12 protein-coding genes are annotated in these 16,735 nt (G+C 43.3%); 9 read left to right on the forward strand and 3 right to left on the reverse strand.

Translation table 11 applies throughout. From position 1 onward, the window contains the following. Positions 1-37: 37 nt before the first annotated feature. From DW938_RS04020 to DW938_RS04045, 6 genes are all read left to right on the forward strand, one after another. The gene (locus DW938_RS04020) at positions 38-1,816 is read left to right on the forward strand and encodes a Na/Pi cotransporter family protein (protein WP_022288611.1); all 1,779 of its coding nucleotides are present in this window, start codon (positions 38-40) and stop codon (positions 1,814-1,816) included. Between the two features lie 95 nt (positions 1,817-1,911). Then, positions 1,912-3,366, forward strand: a complete 1,455-nt coding sequence (locus tag DW938_RS04025) for a nicotinate phosphoribosyltransferase (RefSeq protein WP_118123954.1) — start codon at positions 1,912-1,914, stop codon at positions 3,364-3,366. A gap of 92 nt (positions 3,367-3,458) precedes the next feature. Continuing rightward, positions 3,459-3,713 carry a heavy-metal-associated domain-containing protein gene (locus DW938_RS04030; RefSeq protein WP_118123955.1) on the forward strand — a complete coding sequence of 85 codons (255 nt, stop codon included), beginning with the start codon at positions 3,459-3,461 and terminating at the stop codon, positions 3,711-3,713. 270 nt (positions 3,714-3,983) lie between these two features. After that, entirely contained in the window at positions 3,984-4,358 is a 375-nt protein-coding gene (locus tag DW938_RS04035; RefSeq protein ID WP_118123956.1) for a metal-dependent transcriptional regulator, read from the forward strand. Beyond that, complete coding sequence (locus DW938_RS04040; protein WP_118123957.1) at positions 4,355-5,137, forward strand: ZIP family metal transporter; 783 nt, start codon at positions 4,355-4,357, stop codon at positions 5,135-5,137. The genes DW938_RS04035 and DW938_RS04040 overlap by 4 nt, the downstream gene beginning before the upstream one ends. Positions 5,138-5,556: 419 nt before the next feature. Beyond that, positions 5,557-9,525: a X2-like carbohydrate binding domain-containing protein gene (locus tag DW938_RS04045; protein WP_181984363.1), complete on the forward strand. Its 3,969-nt coding sequence runs from the start codon at positions 5,557-5,559 to the stop codon at positions 9,523-9,525. 78 nt (positions 9,526-9,603) lie between these two features. Here the strand turns inward: DW938_RS04045 and DW938_RS04050 are convergent, their stop codons facing one another. Next, the gene (locus DW938_RS04050) at positions 9,604-11,703 is read right to left on the reverse strand and encodes a heavy metal translocating P-type ATPase (RefSeq protein ID WP_118123959.1); all 2,100 of its coding nucleotides are present in this window, start codon (positions 11,701-11,703) and stop codon (positions 9,604-9,606) included. Continuing rightward, positions 11,703-11,951, reverse strand: a complete 249-nt coding sequence (locus DW938_RS04055; RefSeq protein ID WP_022288604.1) for a hypothetical protein — start codon at positions 11,949-11,951, stop codon at positions 11,703-11,705. Before DW938_RS04055 ends, DW938_RS04050 begins: the two co-directional genes overlap by 1 nt. A 474-nt stretch (positions 11,952-12,425) precedes the next feature. Between DW938_RS04055 and DW938_RS04060 the strand changes: the two genes are divergently transcribed. The 3 genes from DW938_RS04060 (at position 12,426) to DW938_RS04065 (ending at position 16,142) form a co-directional block, all read left to right on the forward strand. Next, a complete protein-coding gene (locus DW938_RS04060) occupies positions 12,426-14,345 on the forward strand; it encodes a bifunctional diguanylate cyclase/phosphodiesterase (RefSeq protein WP_117958062.1) in 1,920 nt (639 codons plus the stop codon). A 132-nt stretch (positions 14,346-14,477) separates the two neighbouring features. After that, on the forward strand, positions 14,478-14,624 hold the full coding sequence (locus tag DW938_RS14720) for a hypothetical protein (protein WP_181984364.1): 147 nt from the start codon (positions 14,478-14,480) through the stop codon (positions 14,622-14,624). A gap of 198 nt (positions 14,625-14,822) precedes the next feature. After that, positions 14,823-16,142, forward strand: a complete 1,320-nt coding sequence (locus DW938_RS04065; RefSeq protein WP_022288602.1) for an aspartate kinase — start codon at positions 14,823-14,825, stop codon at positions 16,140-16,142. 257 nt (positions 16,143-16,399) lie between these two features. Here the strand turns inward: DW938_RS04065 and DW938_RS04070 are convergent. Further along, on the reverse strand, positions 16,400-16,735 hold a 336-nt coding region (locus DW938_RS04070; protein WP_118123960.1), incomplete at its 5' end, for an ATP-binding cassette domain-containing protein.

The following is a 16,735-nucleotide window of genomic DNA, read 5'->3' on the forward strand; positions in this document are numbered from 1 at the left end:
TGTGCAGTGGAAAAAACAAGAAAAGGAATGAATTGATTTGAGTATCTTTAACATTATCGGAATGGCGGGCGGACTTGGTCTGTTTTTGTACGGAATGACCATATTGAGTTCGGGACTTGAAAAGGCTTCGGGCGGACTTATGGAGAAGGTCCTTGCGAAAATGACGGGAAACGTGTTCTCAGGAATACTTTTCGGTGCATTGGTAACAGCAGCGGTGCAGTCATCATCGGCAACTACTGTTATCGTGGTGGGACTTGTAAACGCAGGCCTTTTGAAGCTTAAGGGCGCAGTTGGAATAATCATGGGCGCAAATATCGGTACTACCATGACAACTCAGATACTGAGGCTCACAAACCTTGAGGGCGACAGCAGCGGTCCTGCTATATTACAGCTTTGCAAGCCGTCGAATTTTTCGTCTATACTTATCGTTATCGGTCTTATCATCATAATGGTGGGCAAGAAGAACAAGACAAAGAACGTGGGCGAGATAATGATGGGCATAGGTATCCTCTTTACCGGAATGATACTTATGCAGGAGAAGATCGCTCCGCTGGCAGAGCTTCCGCAGTTCGAGCAGCTTTTTGCAGTGCTTAAAAACCCTGTTCTGGGCGTATTGGTGGGTGCGATATTCACGGCTATCATACAGTCATCAGCCGCTTCTATAGGCATTTTGCAGGCGCTTTCAGTGTCAGGCGCTATCACATTCGCTTCTGCATTTCCTATCATAATGGGTACTAACATCGGTACTTGTGCTACACCTCTTATTTCAAGTATAGGTGCTTCAAAGAACGCTAAGAGAGCCGCTATGATACACTTCTATTTCAATCTTATCGGTACTATAATCTTTCTTATCGGCGTTTATATCATTCAGTATACAATAGGACTTCCGTTTTGGAATAAGAGCTTTACAACGGGAAGCATCGCAAACTTCCATACTATCTTCAATGTTGTGGTAACTATAATCTTTCTGCCGTTCTATACAGTGCTTGAAAAGCTTGCCGAATGGACTATCAGAGATAAGAAGAACGCTGAGGACGATGATACTTTCACTAAGGAGGATCTTCTTGACGACAGATTTCTTGTTACTCCAAACGTTGCTATCGCACAGGCTACAGAGGCAGTTGTTCAAATGGGCGTGCTGGCACAGAAGAATTTCATATCGGTAAGAGAGCTTTATGACAAGTATGACCTTAAGTCTATCGACAAGATAAAAGAGCGTGAGGAACTTATCGACAGGCTTGAGGACAGAGTAGGTTCATATCTTATAAAGCTTAATGACTGCGGTCTGAACGAGGATGAGTCGAGAACTGTTACAGCGCTTTTCCACCTTATCTCAGAGTATGAGAGAATAGGCGACTATACTATAAACATCTATGAAACTGCGGATGTTCTTTATGAAAAGGAGATCGGTTTTTCTGAGCAGGCGAAGCACGAGCTTGACGTTGTGTGCAACGCCATTCAGGAGATAATCGGGCTTGCTATCGAAGCCACAAAGACAGGGGATATGAACGTTCTCAAGGAGATCGAGCCACTTGAAGAAGTAGTAGACAGACTTGTTGAGGAGCTTAAGGCTGTTCATATCGACAGGTCTAAGAATGGTCTTTGCAACATCGAGGTGGGTGTGAACTTCCTTGATATACTCACAAATGTGGAGAGAATATCAGACCACTGCTCAAATATTGCGGTCTATCTTATCGCAAACCAAGAGAAATACAACAGCCTTAAAAAGCATGAATATCTTGATAAGCTTCATAGAAACGGTCCTGACTATTACGAGAAGCTGTTGGCTGAATATTCAGAAAAGTTTGCGCTTTAGTTCAGGTTTTTGCACCTGTGGCGTGATATAATATTGTAAAACAGCAAGGAGGGACATTAGTCCCTCTTGTTATAAGCTGAAAGGGAGAGAGCAAAATGGACAAATTCAATTACACTATGCTGTGCGATTTTTATGAGCTGACAATGGGAAACGGCTACTTTGTAAGCGGTATGCAGGAAAAGATATCTTATTTTGATCTGTTTTTCAGACAGATACCTGACGGCGGCGGATTCGCCATTGCCTGCGGTCTGGAGCAGGTCATAGACTATATCGAAAATCTGCATTTTGACGAAGAGGACATAGAGTTCCTGCGCTCAAAGGGCATTTTTGACGAAGGCTTCCTTGAATATCTTAAGGATTTCCGCTTCACAGGAGATATATTTGCTGTGCCGGAGGGTACGGTGGTGTTTCCTAACGAGCCTATCATCACGGTGAGAGCACCTGCGGTGCAGGCTCAGCTTGTGGAAACTTATCTTCTGCTTTGCATAAATCATCAGACACTTATTGCAACAAAGGCTAACCGTATTGTAAGGGCGGCTCAGGGCAGGGCGGTATCTGAGTTTGGTTCAAGACGTGCTCATGGTGCAGACGCTGCCATACTCGGTGCAAGAGCCGCAGGCATAGGCGGTTGCTCAGGCACAGCCTGCACTATCACAGACCAGCTTTTCGGCTTTAATGCAACAGGCACAATGGCACATTCATGGGTGCAGATGTTTGACAGCGAGCTTGAAGCTTTCAAGACTTACTGTAAGTGCTATCCTAATGGCACTGTTCTGCTTGTGGACACTTATAATGTGATGAAAAGCGGTGTGCCTAACGCAATAAAGGCTTTTGACGAGGTGCTGAAGCCTATGGGCTGCCGACCTGTGGGAATAAGGATAGACTCGGGAGATATAACTTATCTTTCCAAGAAAGCAAGAAAAATGCTTGACGAGGCAGGCTATCCTGATTGCAAAATATGTGCTTCAAACGCCCTTGACGAGTATCTTATAAGAGATATGATATATCAGGGCGCAAAGGTGGATATGTTCGGCGTGGGCGAAAGACTTATCACCGCAAAGAGCGAGCCTGTTTTCGGAGGAGTTTACAAGCTTGCGGCTGTGGAGGACGATGATGGCAATATTCAGCCTAAGATAAAGATTTCTGAAAACGTGGCGAAGATAACGACTCCGCACTTCAAAAAGCTTTACAGAATTTATGATAAGGACAATCACAAGGCTGTGGCTGACCTGCTGTGTATTCATGACGAGGTGATAGATGAAAGCAGACCCCTTACGCTTTTTGACCCGCAGTTTACATGGAAGAAAAAGGTCATCACAAACTTTGAGGCAAAGCCTATTCAACAGCAGATATTCAAGGACGGCAAGTGCGTATACAAGAAGCCTGCGTATGAGGATATCGTAAAGTATGCGGCGGCTGAGATAGACACTCTTTGGGACGAGATCACAAGATTTGAAAATCCGCACACTTATTATGTTGACCTTTCTCAGAAGCTTTGGGAAGTGAAGAATTTTCTTCTTGCGGAGAACAACAGACAAACGGCAGATTAAAATTTACATTATTGACTTGAAAAAAGCTATAGGCTGTGTTACAATAAGCGTGGTTAGCAAGTTCTAACCTATTAAGCATTGGAGGGTCAGAAATGGAAAAGATAACAGTAAAAATAGACGGAATGATGTGCGGAATGTGTGAATCGCATATGAATGACACTTTCAGGCAGAATTTCAAGGTGAAAAAGGTAAGCTCTTCCCATGCAAAGGGCGAAACTGTGGCTATAGTTGATGAAGATATCCCTGATGAAAAGCTTAAAGAAGCAGTTGAGAAAACAGGCTACACTTTTATTTCCGCTGAAAGAGAGCCTTATGAGAAAAAAGGATTTTTTGCAAAATTCAAGTAAATAGCTATGCACAAAGCCGTGGCAGATGAAAAAAGTCTGTCACGGCTTTTTTGTTTGCTTGACAAAACATATTTTCTGTGATATAATAAATACCAGTTAGTACACATTAACCGGTATTCTATGCTTTTGATACTGCACGAGAAGGGTGCGGCTAAGTTTGCAAAAAGCTTTTTGTGAAAAGGCATTTTGTTTTGATAGTCTTAGCTTCGTGGCGTGCAGTAATTTTATAGGTGCAAGTTAGCTATAGCTAACAAAGAAAGGGGCATACAAATGGGAAACATTCACACGTCTGGGGAGGACTATCTGGAGACGATACTCGTTTTATGGAACAAGCAAAACGGCGAGGTGAGGAGCATTGATGTTGCAAGGGAACTGAATGTTACAAAACCCAGCGTATCAAACGCTATGAAGATACTTCGTGAGGGAAAGTTCATCACAATGGACGAAAACGGCTTCATTACTCTCACTGACGACGGCAGATATGTTGCGGAAAAGATCTACGAAAAGCACCTTGTATTGACAGAGTGGCTTGTAAGTCTTGGTGTTGACAGAAAAATATCTGAACATGACGCCTGCAAGATAGAACACGTTTTGTCTGACGAGAGCTTTGCGGCATTGAAGAAGCATATCAGTGAAGAACAATGAGCATGACTATTTTTAAAGGCATTCTGATACCGTTTTTGGGTACATCTCTTGGTGCGGCGTGTGTGCTTTTCATGAAGAAAAATCTGCATTATCTTGTCCAGCGAGCCTTGACAGGCTTTGCGGCAGGAGTAATGGTGGCGGCAGGCGTGTGGAGCTTGCTAATACCCTCTATGGAGCAATCAGCGAAAATGGGTAGACTGAGGTTTGTTCCTGCGGCGGTGGGTTTTCTTCTTGGCATATTCTTTCTTCTGATACTGGACAGAGTTATACCGCATCTTCACATGAATGCCATTGAACCGGAGGGTGCAAAAAGCAGTTTTCAGCGCACAACGATGCTTGTGCTTGCGGTGACGCTTCACAATATCCCCGAAGGAATGGCTGTTGGCGTTGTATATGCAGGCTGGGCGGCTGACCATTATGCTATAAGCGCCGCTGGTGCGTTGGCATTATCCCTCGGTATCGCAATACAGAACTTTCCAGAGGGTGCGATAATATCCATGCCACTGCGTTCGGAGGGTATGGGAAAGGGAAAAGCCTTTGTTTACGGCGTTTTATCGGGAGTTGTCGAGCCTGTTGGGGCTGTGCTGACGATACTATTGGCACAGTTTATAATCCCTGTTTTGCCGTATCTTCTAAGCTTTGCGGCAGGTGCTATGATTTATGTCGTGGTGGAGGAGCTTATACCTGAAATGTCGGAAAAGCCACACTCCAATATTGGAACTATAGTTTTTGCGCTGGGCTTTGTGCTTATGATGATACTTGATGTGGCACTTGGATAGGTGTTTTTTATGTTTACATAGGGATCATCTTTATGCATAGTAGGTGTATTGAATATCTTTTTGTATAGCCGGGCATATCATTTTGAAATGATATGCCCGGCTTTGTTTTGTGTGTAAATTGCATTTGTTAATTTGTTTATCTTAAACGTTTGATGTTAATATGAAATGTAAACGTTTTTTAACTATTGTTTTCTTTGGCGATGAAAGATAAAAATAATATAAAATGATGATTACTTATAGCATAATTCACTAAGTTTGTGCTTCTTTATTTGTCAAAAACATTGATTTTTAAAAACTTGCTTGCTTAATCGTTTTAAGAGATTGACATTAAATTAAGTTTGTGATAAAGTAAAAACGCAATAATTATGTAAGCTAAATTAATCAAAATTAGCTAAAGTGATGAAAAAAGGAGTATGGTTATGACAGGAGTAATGAGAAGATTTTCTGCGGCTCTGGCGGCTGCTGCAATGGCTGTTAGCATTGTGCCTTTCGCAGATATCAGCGCATATGCGGAGTATGCGGCGACACACCCAGAGGGATTTGTTTATGCTGACGGCTCAAAGTTTATGTGTGACGGAAGCCCTTACTATTACGGCGGCACGAACTGCTATTATCTCACCTATAAGTCAAAGAGTGAGGTAAAGAATGTTTTCGATGACGCTTCAAAAATGGGGCTTAAAGTAATAAGAATTTGGGGAAATCTTGACGTTGGTAAGAAAACAGGCGAGATCGACTCGCAGTCTGGTCATGAGACCTTTGAGGGCAATAATGACGGAACGGGCGAAAAGGACGGAGTTTACTTCCAGTATTGTGACGATGAGGCTGGCAAGCCTATTGTGAATGAGGGCGAGGACGGCCTGAGACATCTTGATTATATTATCAAGCAGGCTGAAGAACATGATATGAAGCTTGTTATCACTTTCACGAACTATTGGGAAGCGTTCGGCGGAATGGGTCAGTATGTAAAGTGGTATCAGATGTCACAGGGCAAGAGCGTTGGCAATAGCAAAGTGGACGAAAAGGACACCTGCGATTTTTACACTAATGAAACTATCAAGGGGTGGTATAAGGATTATATCAAGACTTTGTTAAATCACACCAACTACTACACAGGCGAGAAGCTTATGGATTCTGAAGCTGTTTTTTCTTGGGAGCTTTCAAACGAGCCGAGATGTACTGTTGACGAGTTCTGCAAGGACGATATTCTTTATAACTGGGCAAAGGAAATGTCAGCATATGTAAAGTCTATCGACCCTTATCACATGGTATCTGTTGGCGACGAGGGCTTTTATAACCTTGGCTATCAGGAAGCTGCAAGGCAAGATCTTCCGTCTTCCGCATATTCAGGCTACTACGGTGTTGACTTTGACAAGCTTATGACTATCGACACTGTAGACTTTGGCACACCTCATATGTACGTTGATCAGTGGGGCTTTGACCTTGGCGATGATGACCTCGAATGGATAAAGCGCCATGCCCAGACCACATCTTCCGCTGACAAGCCTATTATCTTTGAGGAATTCGGTCTTACAGACAAAACAAAGCGTGACGCCGCTTATTCCGATTGGCTGGATATTGTAACAGGGGATTACTATGAGGGTGTCGAATATCAGGGCTTCAACTACTGGATGATAGCTTCCTATCTTGATGACGGCACTCTTTATCAGGACTATGACGGCTACACCGTTTACGGCCCTGAGGGTATCGAAAAGACGGACAGCACAAGAACTCTTATGATGAACGGTGCTGCAAAAATGGAAAAGAAGAACATTGTAAACACCACTGACAAGTCTACATACAGTTTTGACAGAAGCAAGTCAGGTAACGTTGTGGTGAATGTTTCTATGAAAGAGGGCAGCATAAGCGGTGTTGAGGTCGGCGGAAAGAAACTCTCGTCAGACGATTACACCATAAGTGGCAACGCTGTTACTATCAAGGCTTCTTATCTTAAAAGGCAGGAGCTTGCAAAGTATTCGTGCAGGATACTCACAACAGGCGGCAATCAGCCTAAGTTCAATCTGACGGTGAGCGACAGCTCTATCCCTAAGCCGATTATCTCACCTGAGATAATCTCTGTTGACGTAAACCCTAAGAAGTGCAGTGATGTTGATATCACCATGGATCGCAAGACAAGCGAGTTCAGAGGCATTGTTGCTGATGGAAAAGCACTCGAAGAGGGTTCAGATTACACTACTTCGGGCGACACTGTGACCCTTAAAAGTGCATATCTCAAGACGCTTTCAGCAGGCATTGTGACGCTTAAGTTCGATTTCTATGAGGGCGAGGATAGGGAGCTTACAATAAATGTTTCCGACACCACAGGCCTTGATGAGCTTGACACATTTGAGAGCTATTCAAATGATAAGGCACTTTGGTCGTCTTATTCAAGAAACACAAGCGGCAATGAAGTTTCACTTTCTCTTGCTGCAAAGAACGGTTCAAAGGCACTTGCTTTCGGATATGATATCGGCTCGCCAAACGGCTACTGCGGAGTAAACCACCCTATTGCAGTAAGAAATGCTTCATCATTTGCAGGCGTTGAGCTTTGGGTAGAGGGGGACGGCACAGGCAACAGCCTTACTGTTCAGCTTAGAGATGCAAACGACAATTATTTTGAAGCACAGATAGCACTTGATTTCGCAGGCGGAAAAACTATCAAGATACCATTCGCTGACTTTAAAGCGCCAAGCTGGCAGTCGGGCGGAAATCTTGATACATCAAAGCTTAACCAGTTCTCGTTCTATATGGGCGGAGATACTGCTCAAAAGACAGGTACAGTTTACATAGACGATGTTAATTTCTACGAGGACGGACAGACCGAGAAGCCACACCTTTCCACAAAGTCAGGCATATTTGACGCTGATGCTCCAAGCGGTGTGAGAACAGACCTTGTGCTTTATGGAAAGAGCGTTGAGTCTATCATAGTAAACGGCAAGAAGCTTACAGGCGGCTTAGATTATTCTACAAACGGAAGTCAGATAATGCTCAACGAAAGCTGGCTCAAGACGCTTACAAATGGTAATTACACACTTACTTACACATTCTCAGACGGAAGCACAGATACATTTGCACTCACTGTCAAGAATGTTAAGTCATCACACACTCACAGCTACACCGCAAAGGTAACAAAAGGAGCTACTTGCACAACAGATGGCGAGAGAATTTACACTTGTACTTGCGGAGACAAGTACACTGAAACTATCCCTGCAAAGGGTCACAGCTGGGTAAAGGGCGAGACAGTTGCTCCTACAGAGAACGAAAAGGGCTATACTATCTACATCTGCGCTTCCTGCGGCGAAACAAAGAAGGACGATTACACCGACCCTATCGGTCACAGGCACAGCTATACCCTCACATCAACAAAGGCTGCAACTTGCGAATCTGACGGCGAAAAGGTATACACTTGCTCATGCGGTGAAAAGTACACTGAAACTATCCCTGCGACAGGTCACAGCGAAAGCGCATGGATAATCGACAAGGCGGCTACTGCGACAGAAAATGGCTCAAAGCACACTGGGTGTACAACTTGCGGCAAGGTGATAAAGACAGAGGTTATCCCTGCAACTGGTGAGGTAAGTGACAAAAAGGAAACTGTTATCTTCACAGGCTCGGCAAAGACATCAGGCTGGGGTCAGGCTATCACACTTTCCACAACTAAGGAAGGCGGCAGCTTTGACAGCTCAGTTATCGAAAAGGACGGATATTTTGAAGTTCAGTTCAAGGGCGGCACAGACAAGGCGGAGATCATTCTCCAGAGTTGGTCAGGGGGTGCAGACTGGGCGAGAAATTCACCAACTGAGGTAACAGAAAATGACGGCATTGTATACGCAAAGTACAGCTACGACGATGTTGCGGCGGCGTTCGGAACAACAGATTTCTCTAAAGTAGACCGCTTCCATGTTGGTGCGGCTAACGGAGATATCGAAGTTCTTAGTGTTAAGTATATTGTCGAGAAGTCAACAGAGCCGGTTGATCCGGTAGATCCTGTTGACCCTGATAAGCCGGAGCAGGATCCATATGTATCTATTTTCTGGGGCGCAAAATCATGTGGCTCATGGGGTCAGGCAGTTTCAGTTATGACTTCAAAAAATTATGGTAGTTTTGATGTTTCGTATCTTTCTTCAAATGGCTATTTCTATGTTGAGTATTCTGGTGCAGAGAACGAGCTTGAGCTTATTCTCCAGAGCTGGTCAGGAGGAGCAAGCTGGGCAAGAGTTCAGCCTAGCGAAACAGGCAGAGCGAATGATCATTACTATGCTAAGTTTACATATGCAGACTGTGTAAAGGAGCTTGGTGCAGGTTTTGATAAGCTGGATCAGCTTCATGCTGCGGCAAAAAACGGTGATATCACAGTTTATTCTATTTGCTACTGTACACCTGCTAGGTAATTTAAGAAAAAAGCGTTACATTTATCAAGATGCAAAAAGAGCGAATGACGTTACGATCATTCGCTCTTTATATTTTGTTTACTTGTTTTTCTTTTTGCGCTTTTTATCCTCTAAAGGAGTCATGCTCTTTGCACAGATCGCCATTGTTGAAGCGTTGTGCAGAAGCGCTGAGGCTGACGGCTGTAAAAGCCCGAAAGCTCCTGACAGCAGAAGCACTGAATTGAACAGCAGTATAAATCTGTAGTTACTGTTTATTCGGTGTATTAGCTTTTCGCTAAGCTGTCTTATAGCCGCAAGCTGTGTAAGGTCTGCACCACGAACTGTGATATCGGCAGTTTCCTTTGCTATATCGGAAGCATCGCTCATTGCAACAGAAACGTTCGCCGCCGCAAGGGCTGGAGCGTCGTTTATTCCGTCGCCTACCATTATTACTCTGTGTCCATGCTCTTTGAGCTGTTGAACATATCCGTGCTTGTCCTCAGGAAGAACCTGCGCCCTGAAATCTGATATGCCAAGCTTCTGTGCAGTTATCTCGGCAGCCTTTGCGCTGTCACCTGTGAGCATAATGATATTTGTTATGCCTGCTTCTTTGAGCTGTTTAACGGCTTCCTCAGCTTCAGGTCTAGGCGGGTCGCTTATGCAAAGCGCACCTGTGAGCTTGTTGCCTACAGCAAGATAAACCACGGAGCAAGCTCCCGACTTTTCGTCGATCTCAGCCTGCTGTTCGTCTGTTATCTCTATGCCTTCGTCCTCGCAGACAAAATGCCTGCTTCCTATGATAGCACGTTTGCCGTGAAGCGTTGTTGAAATTCCGTGGGCAACTATATACTGCACTTCGGCGTGTTCCTCGGCATGGTCGATATCTCTATCGGCCGCACCCTTTACTATAGCTCTCGCTACGCTGTGAGGGAAGTGCTCTTCAAGGCAAGCCGCAATTTTCAGCGTTTCCGCCTCGGAGTAATCCCCAAGGGCTATTACCTTTTCAAGCACAGGCTCAGCGTTTGTAAGAGTGCCGGTCTTGTCAAAAACGATAGAATCGGCAAGTGCGTATTCTTCAAGATATTTTCCGCCCTTTACCGTAACGTCATCATCAGCGGCTTCTTTAATAGCGGATATAACGGCTATAGGCGTTGAAAGCTTGATAGCGCAGGAATAGTCCACCATAAGAACGGAAACTGCTTTTGTGACATTTCTAGTAAACAGCAGTGTAAGACCAAAGGCAAGAAAGCTGTACGGCACGATAGAGTCCGCAAGACGCTCCGCTTTGCTCTGCACCCCTGCTTTAAGGTTTTCTGAGTTGTCGATAAGCTCGATTATCTTGCTTATCTTTGTGTCGGAAGAAAGCTTGCGAACTTTTATCACAACTGAGCCTTCCTCGACAACTGTTCCCGCAAATACGCTTGCTCCTGCGCTCTTCATGACCGCAAGAGGCTCGCCTGTCATGGAAGCTTCATTTATGTAAGCTTCGCCCTCGGTTATCTGACCGTCAACAGGAATAACGCTTCCTGTGCGAACTCTTATGCAATCGTCCACCTGAAGCTGTGACATTGGTATAAGAGTATCAGCGTCCTTGCCTGCCAGCCATACCTGATCTGCCTTTATCGCCAAGCTGTCGGTAAGAGCGGCTCTTGTTCTCGCTCTTGTGTAATCCTCCAGCAAGCCTGATACAGAAAGCAAGAACATGACAGTGCCAGCAGTATTGTAATTTTTCTGGATAAGACAAGCGCTTATTGACGCTCCGTCAAGCACCTCAACTGTAAGCTTGCCGTCAAACAGTGCGCTTACGCCCTTTGCTATGTATTTAAGTCCGCTGTACACGATAAGTGCTGCGCCTATAGGTGCAGGCAGAATAGCTTTTCTTATATATCTTTGCATCACAAGCTTTGCAAGGTCAGATTTGAATGTTCTGTCTATCTCCTCGGTGTCATACTGATTGTCGCTGACAGGTGCTAGGTCGCTTCCTCTGAGCTTTCTTACAAGTTCGACAGCTTCGGCTCTGTGACCCTCTTTATAGCGTATAAGTATTCCGCCGTTCTCATAGTGAGCCTCGCAGGCGATCGCCCACGGGTTTGACATAACAAGCTTATGTATCGACCGTTCAAGTTCTTTTGTGAAAGCGTTGCTGCCACAGCGAAAACGTATGCGGCAGGGCTTGTCATAAACGATCTGAGCTTTCATTATTCAGTTACTTCTTCCTCGTCATCTATCCCTGCCTCGACCTTAGCGTCATAGCAGATGTCAGATGCTTCGTCCTTCATGCTTCTCAATGCTGACTGAGCGTCGCTCTTGAGCTTCATTCCCTTTGCAAGACCTGTAACGGCAAGCTCTCTTGTCTTTTTAGCCTTTACGACCTTCTTGCCTAGAATAACTGCGGCTGCTCCGCCTACTGCACACCAGAATTTTTCGTCTTTAAAACATTTTAACATAATTATTACCTCCTGTTTTGTTTTTAGATATTAGTAAGAACTAATTATTTCGGCATATACAGAAACTCTGCCAACATACGAGCATATAACAAGTCCTCTGACAGGATCTTTACCGTGATTTCAGTATAACTCTATATTGTTTATTAGTCAAGTCAAAACGACAAATTTAAAAATTATTTAAAACTATATATAATCTTTTGCCGCAAGTTAAATTATCATCGTTTTTCTAACTTTTCATTTTCGGGTGAAGCTTTTGGATAATGTTAAAAAGTTAATGGTATCTGATCTGTAAACCGCACGAATGAACGTTACCACTAACAGATAATAATTGACAAAACCCATAAATTCGGACTTTTATTTATATATGTAAGTTATGCACACAACCAAAAATATTATAACTTTTTGTTAAATCGGTTGAAGCCATAACAGAGTTATGTTAAAATATTATCATAACAATACGGGGAGGTCTGCGTTGTGGGTTATATTATCCATTATGATATATGTGCCCTTGTGATATATGCTATCACAGGAGTTGTATTCTATTTCAAAAAGCGTATTCCGTGCAATAAGAATAAGGTCTTTGGCATTCTCGTGGGCGACTCGGCTTTGTCAACTGTGTTGGATATTTTAAGTGTGTTTTCTACCGGCGAATGGGGCATAGGGCTTAAAATCTTCTTCCATACGGCTTATTATTTTACACATAATCTTATTCCGTTTCTATTTGTGATATATATACTTTTCCTGACGGACGGCTATAAAGAGATGTCTGCTCTTTTCAAAAGCTTTTTATATACACCGATGATCGTTGACCTTTTGCTCGTGATTACGACGCCTGCAACACATTTTATCATCTATGTGGATAGTCAAGGTGGTTATCATCGTGGCACTCTTCAGCCATTTACATACATTGTGGCGATTTATTATCTTATATTTGGCATCGTTTACGCAATGGGTAATAGAAGTATGCTATCAAGACAGGTGGTCACTTCTATAACAGCCTTTATCTCAATGACTGTAGTGGCGGTAATTGTTCAGATGATCAATAAACTCCTTCTTGTGGAGTGCTTTGCGGCATCTGTATGTATGCTTCTAATAATGTTCACTTTGCAAAGTCAGGACGATATGATAGACCAAGGAACGAAAATGCTCAACTGGAGCAGCTTTGTCAATAGGTGTTCCATAAAATATGCCTCAGCTTCTGATTTTACATTATTGCTCATAAGGATACCGGATTTCAAAATGTTTATGAAAACCTTTGGCGGACGTTTTTCCAACTCTCTGTTAAGAAGCTTTTCCGACTATCTTTATAACTTTGTTAATCTGGGCGATGGATTTTATTTGGAGGACGAATGCTTTGCTCTTATGTTTCCGAAGGATTCTGAAAAGGTGGGGGAAACGTATCGTGCAATAAGGAAAAAGCTGTCTGAAAACTGGAATATAGGTACTGTTGATACTTTGATAACAGCCTGCTTTATGCGTATCGACTGCCCTGAGGACGTTGACAATGCAGATATGCTGGTGGACTTTATCGAGCAGTTCAAGCATCGTGAACCTGAAACCGAAAGACTTCTTCATGCAACTGACATAAACTTTTATGACAGCAAACGTCGAAGCGAGGTAGAGAATGCTATAGACAAGGCTCTGGATAATCGTGGCTTTGAGGTATACTATCAGCCGATATATTCAAGTTCAAGAAACAAGATAGTTTCCTGTGAAGCCCTTGTTAGGCTTAAGGATGAAAAGCTTGGTTTTATCCCTCCACAGGAATTTATTCCTATAGCTGAGGAAAACGGCAAGATACTCAAAATAGGCAAATATGTTTTCGAGGAAGCCTGCCGATTTATAAAGAAAGGCGTGGGAACTTCACTTGGTATCGAATATGTGCAGGTAAACCTATCGGTAGTCCAGTGTATGCAATCTGACCTTGTAGAGCAGCTTCTCAGCATTATGGACAGATACAAGGTAGACCCATCGTCTATTTGTCTTGAAGTAACGGAAACTGCGGCGGTGTATACTCCGCACATTATGGAGAAAAACATCAAGACCCTTTCCGACTATGGTGTGAAGTTTGCACTTGACGATTATGGTACGGGATATTCAAATATGACATATCTTCTCAGCCTGCCTTTCAGGTTTATCAAGCTTGAAAAGGAAATAGTCTGGGAATGTTTCAAGAGCGAAAAGGCGCATATCGCCATTGAGAGTACAGTGGCGATGATAAAGAAGCTCAATATGCAGATAGTTGCCGAGGGTATCGAGGACAAGCATCAGCTCGACACGCTTCTTGGCATGGGCTGTGATTTCATTCAGGGATACTACTTCTCAAAGCCTGTTCCTGAAAAAGATTTTATTGAGGTGCTTAAAAAGAATAATACTCAGGCTGTGACGGTTTAAGCAGTCTGATGAAAAAAAGCCCTGACTTCGGTCGGGGCTTTTTTTCACATAGTTTTCACTTTGCGTTAAGGTCTGTTTAAGTAAGGAACGCTATAATGTAGTCATAACAAAACCGAGACGGGAGGCGTTCTTGTGAACGTAAGTAATATGGCTATTCTTATTATTGCGGCTGTGCTGCTTTCTTTGCCGCTTGTTTTATCTGCTGCATTTTGTGTTGAAGAACGCTGGGGTTTTCTTTCACGAAAACATGATAAGTGTATAGACGAACATTACAGATAATAGGCAGACAGATAAGTATGAGTTGTCCACCATACAAATACAAGCGTATTTCACAAACATACATCGAAAAAACTATAAAAATTAGTCCATTTATACATTGACTTAATCACGCAAATTCGGTATACTATTTATTGTAACGTCAGCGTGGGAAAAGTACGCAGACAGGAATAATTCTATAGTTTATAAGGGGTTTGTGAAATGACAAAGGTTGTAAAATTCGGCGGAAGCTCTCTTGCAAGTGCTGAGCAGTTCAAAAAGGTAAAGGAGATAATCACAGCGGAAAGCTCAAGAAGATTTGTTGTGCCGTCTGCTCCTGGTAAAAGATTTTCAAACGATACAAAGGTAACTGATATGCTTTACGGCTGCTATGATCTTGCTGCAAAGGGCAAGGATTTCAGCAGCGAGTTCGACGCTATCAAGGAAAGATATTACGGCATAATCAATGATCTGGGTCTTGACCTTTCTCTTGAAAAGGAGTTTGAAACTATCAAGGCTTGCTTTATCGGCAAGGCAGGACGTGACTATGCGGCTTCTCGTGGCGAGTATCTTAACGGTATCGTTCTTGCTAAATATCTTGGATATAACTTTGTTGACGCTGCCGATGTTATCTATTTTAACGATCAGGGTCAGTTTGATTCTGCAAGAACAAACGAGGTGCTTCCTCAAAGACTTGCTACACTTGACAATGCGGTAATACCTGGTTTCTACGGCTCAATGCCAAACGATACTATCAAGACATTTTCAAGAGGCGGTTCTGACGTAACAGGTTCTATCGTTGCCGCAGCAGTAAACGCTGATCTTTATGAGAACTGGACAGACGTATCAGGCTTCCTGGTATGCGACCCTAGAATTATCGACAACCCACAGCCTATCACTACCATAACATATAAGGAACTGAGAGAGCTTTCTTACATGGGTGCAGGCGTACTTCATGAGGACGCTATTTTCCCTGTAAGAAAAGCAGGTATCCCAATAAACATCAAGAACACAAACAAGCCTGAGGATATGGGTACAATGATCGTTGAGTCCACATCTCAGAAGCCTGCATTCACGATCACAGGTATAGCAGGAAAGAAGGGCTTTACTGTAGTTAATATCGAAAAGGATATGATGAACGCAGAGCTTGGTTTCGGCAGAAGAGTGCTTGAAGTATTCGAGAAGAATGGTATCTGCTTTGAGCATATGCCATCAGGTATCGACACAATGTCTGTCGTTGTTCATCAGGCAGAGTTTGCTCCAAAGGAGCAGGAGATAATGTCAGGTCTGCACAGAAACTGTCACCCTGATACAATTGATATTGAAACAGACCTTGCGCTTATTGCAGTTGTGGGACGTGCAATGAAGTCAAACAGAGGTACAGCAGGCAGAATATTCTCAGCCCTTGCACACGCTCATGTAAACGTAAAGATGATAGATCAGGGCTCTAGCGAGCTTAACATCATCATCGGTGTAAACGAGGCTGATTTTGAATCTGCAATGAAGGCTATCTATACAATTTTTGTTGATACACAGCTTTAATACAATATAAAAAATATGGCGGACGGCTTCGGTCGGTACTAATATAGAAGCTTTTCAACAAATATTATGAAAGACCTATACAGCAGGCTATAACTAAGAAATAAGAAAGACAGATACTTCATTTGACTGAGGTATCTGTCTTTTTGCGTTATATATCAAAACTTATTTGAAAATGTTATCCGGTTTATTTTCCAATGTCCCATTCTTAGCCAACGGCAAAGCCTCGCATTGACGCAGATGATGTTTTTTTGATCAGCTTACCCCTTGATCTCACTTATCACTCCCTTATCCATTTCATGCACAGTATCGCACAGCACGGAGATGTCCTCCGCCGAATGAGAGCAGATAAGGATAGTCTTACCCTGCTCTTTGTAGCTGAGCAGGTACTCACGCATTTCCTTTACTCCGTCCTTGTCAAGACCGTTAAACGGCTCGTCGAGAACGAGTATCTTTGGGTTTTCCATGATAGCCTGTGCAAGTCCCAAACGCTGCCGCATACCTAGACTGTATTTGCGGACGTGACGCTTTAGGTCAGGATCAAGTCCCACCTGTTTCATACTGCTTTTTATCTCCTCTTTGCCGATCTTGTTGTT

The sequence above is a fragment of the Ruminococcus sp. AM43-6 genome (genome assembly GCF_003461785.1).
In the GTDB taxonomy this organism is placed as follows: Bacteria; Bacillota; Clostridia; order Oscillospirales; family Ruminococcaceae; genus Hominimerdicola; species Hominimerdicola aceti.

Bases quoted from the DNA above. Each gene is read 5' to 3' on its own strand.
- DW938_RS04055 (WP_022288604.1), bottom strand. From the start codon at position 11,951: ATGTTAAAATGTTTTAAAGACGAAAAATTCTGGTGTGCAGTAGGCGGA.
- DW938_RS04025 (WP_118123954.1), top strand. From the start codon at position 1,912: ATGGACAAATTCAATTACACTATGCTGTGCGATTTTTATGAGCTGACA.
- DW938_RS04065 (WP_022288602.1), top strand. From the start codon at position 14,823: ATGACAAAGGTTGTAAAATTCGGCGGAAGCTCTCTTGCAAGTGCTGAG.
- DW938_RS04035 (WP_118123956.1), top strand. From the start codon at position 3,984: ATGGGAAACATTCACACGTCTGGGGAGGACTATCTGGAGACGATACTC.
- DW938_RS04045 (WP_181984363.1), top strand. From the start codon at position 5,557: ATGACAGGAGTAATGAGAAGATTTTCTGCGGCTCTGGCGGCTGCTGCA.
- DW938_RS04030 (WP_118123955.1), top strand. From the start codon at position 3,459: ATGGAAAAGATAACAGTAAAAATAGACGGAATGATGTGCGGAATGTGT.
- DW938_RS04040 (WP_118123957.1), top strand. From the start codon at position 4,355: ATGAGCATGACTATTTTTAAAGGCATTCTGATACCGTTTTTGGGTACA.
- DW938_RS04050 (WP_118123959.1), bottom strand. From the start codon at position 11,703: ATGAAAGCTCAGATCGTTTATGACAAGCCCTGCCGCATACGTTTTCGC.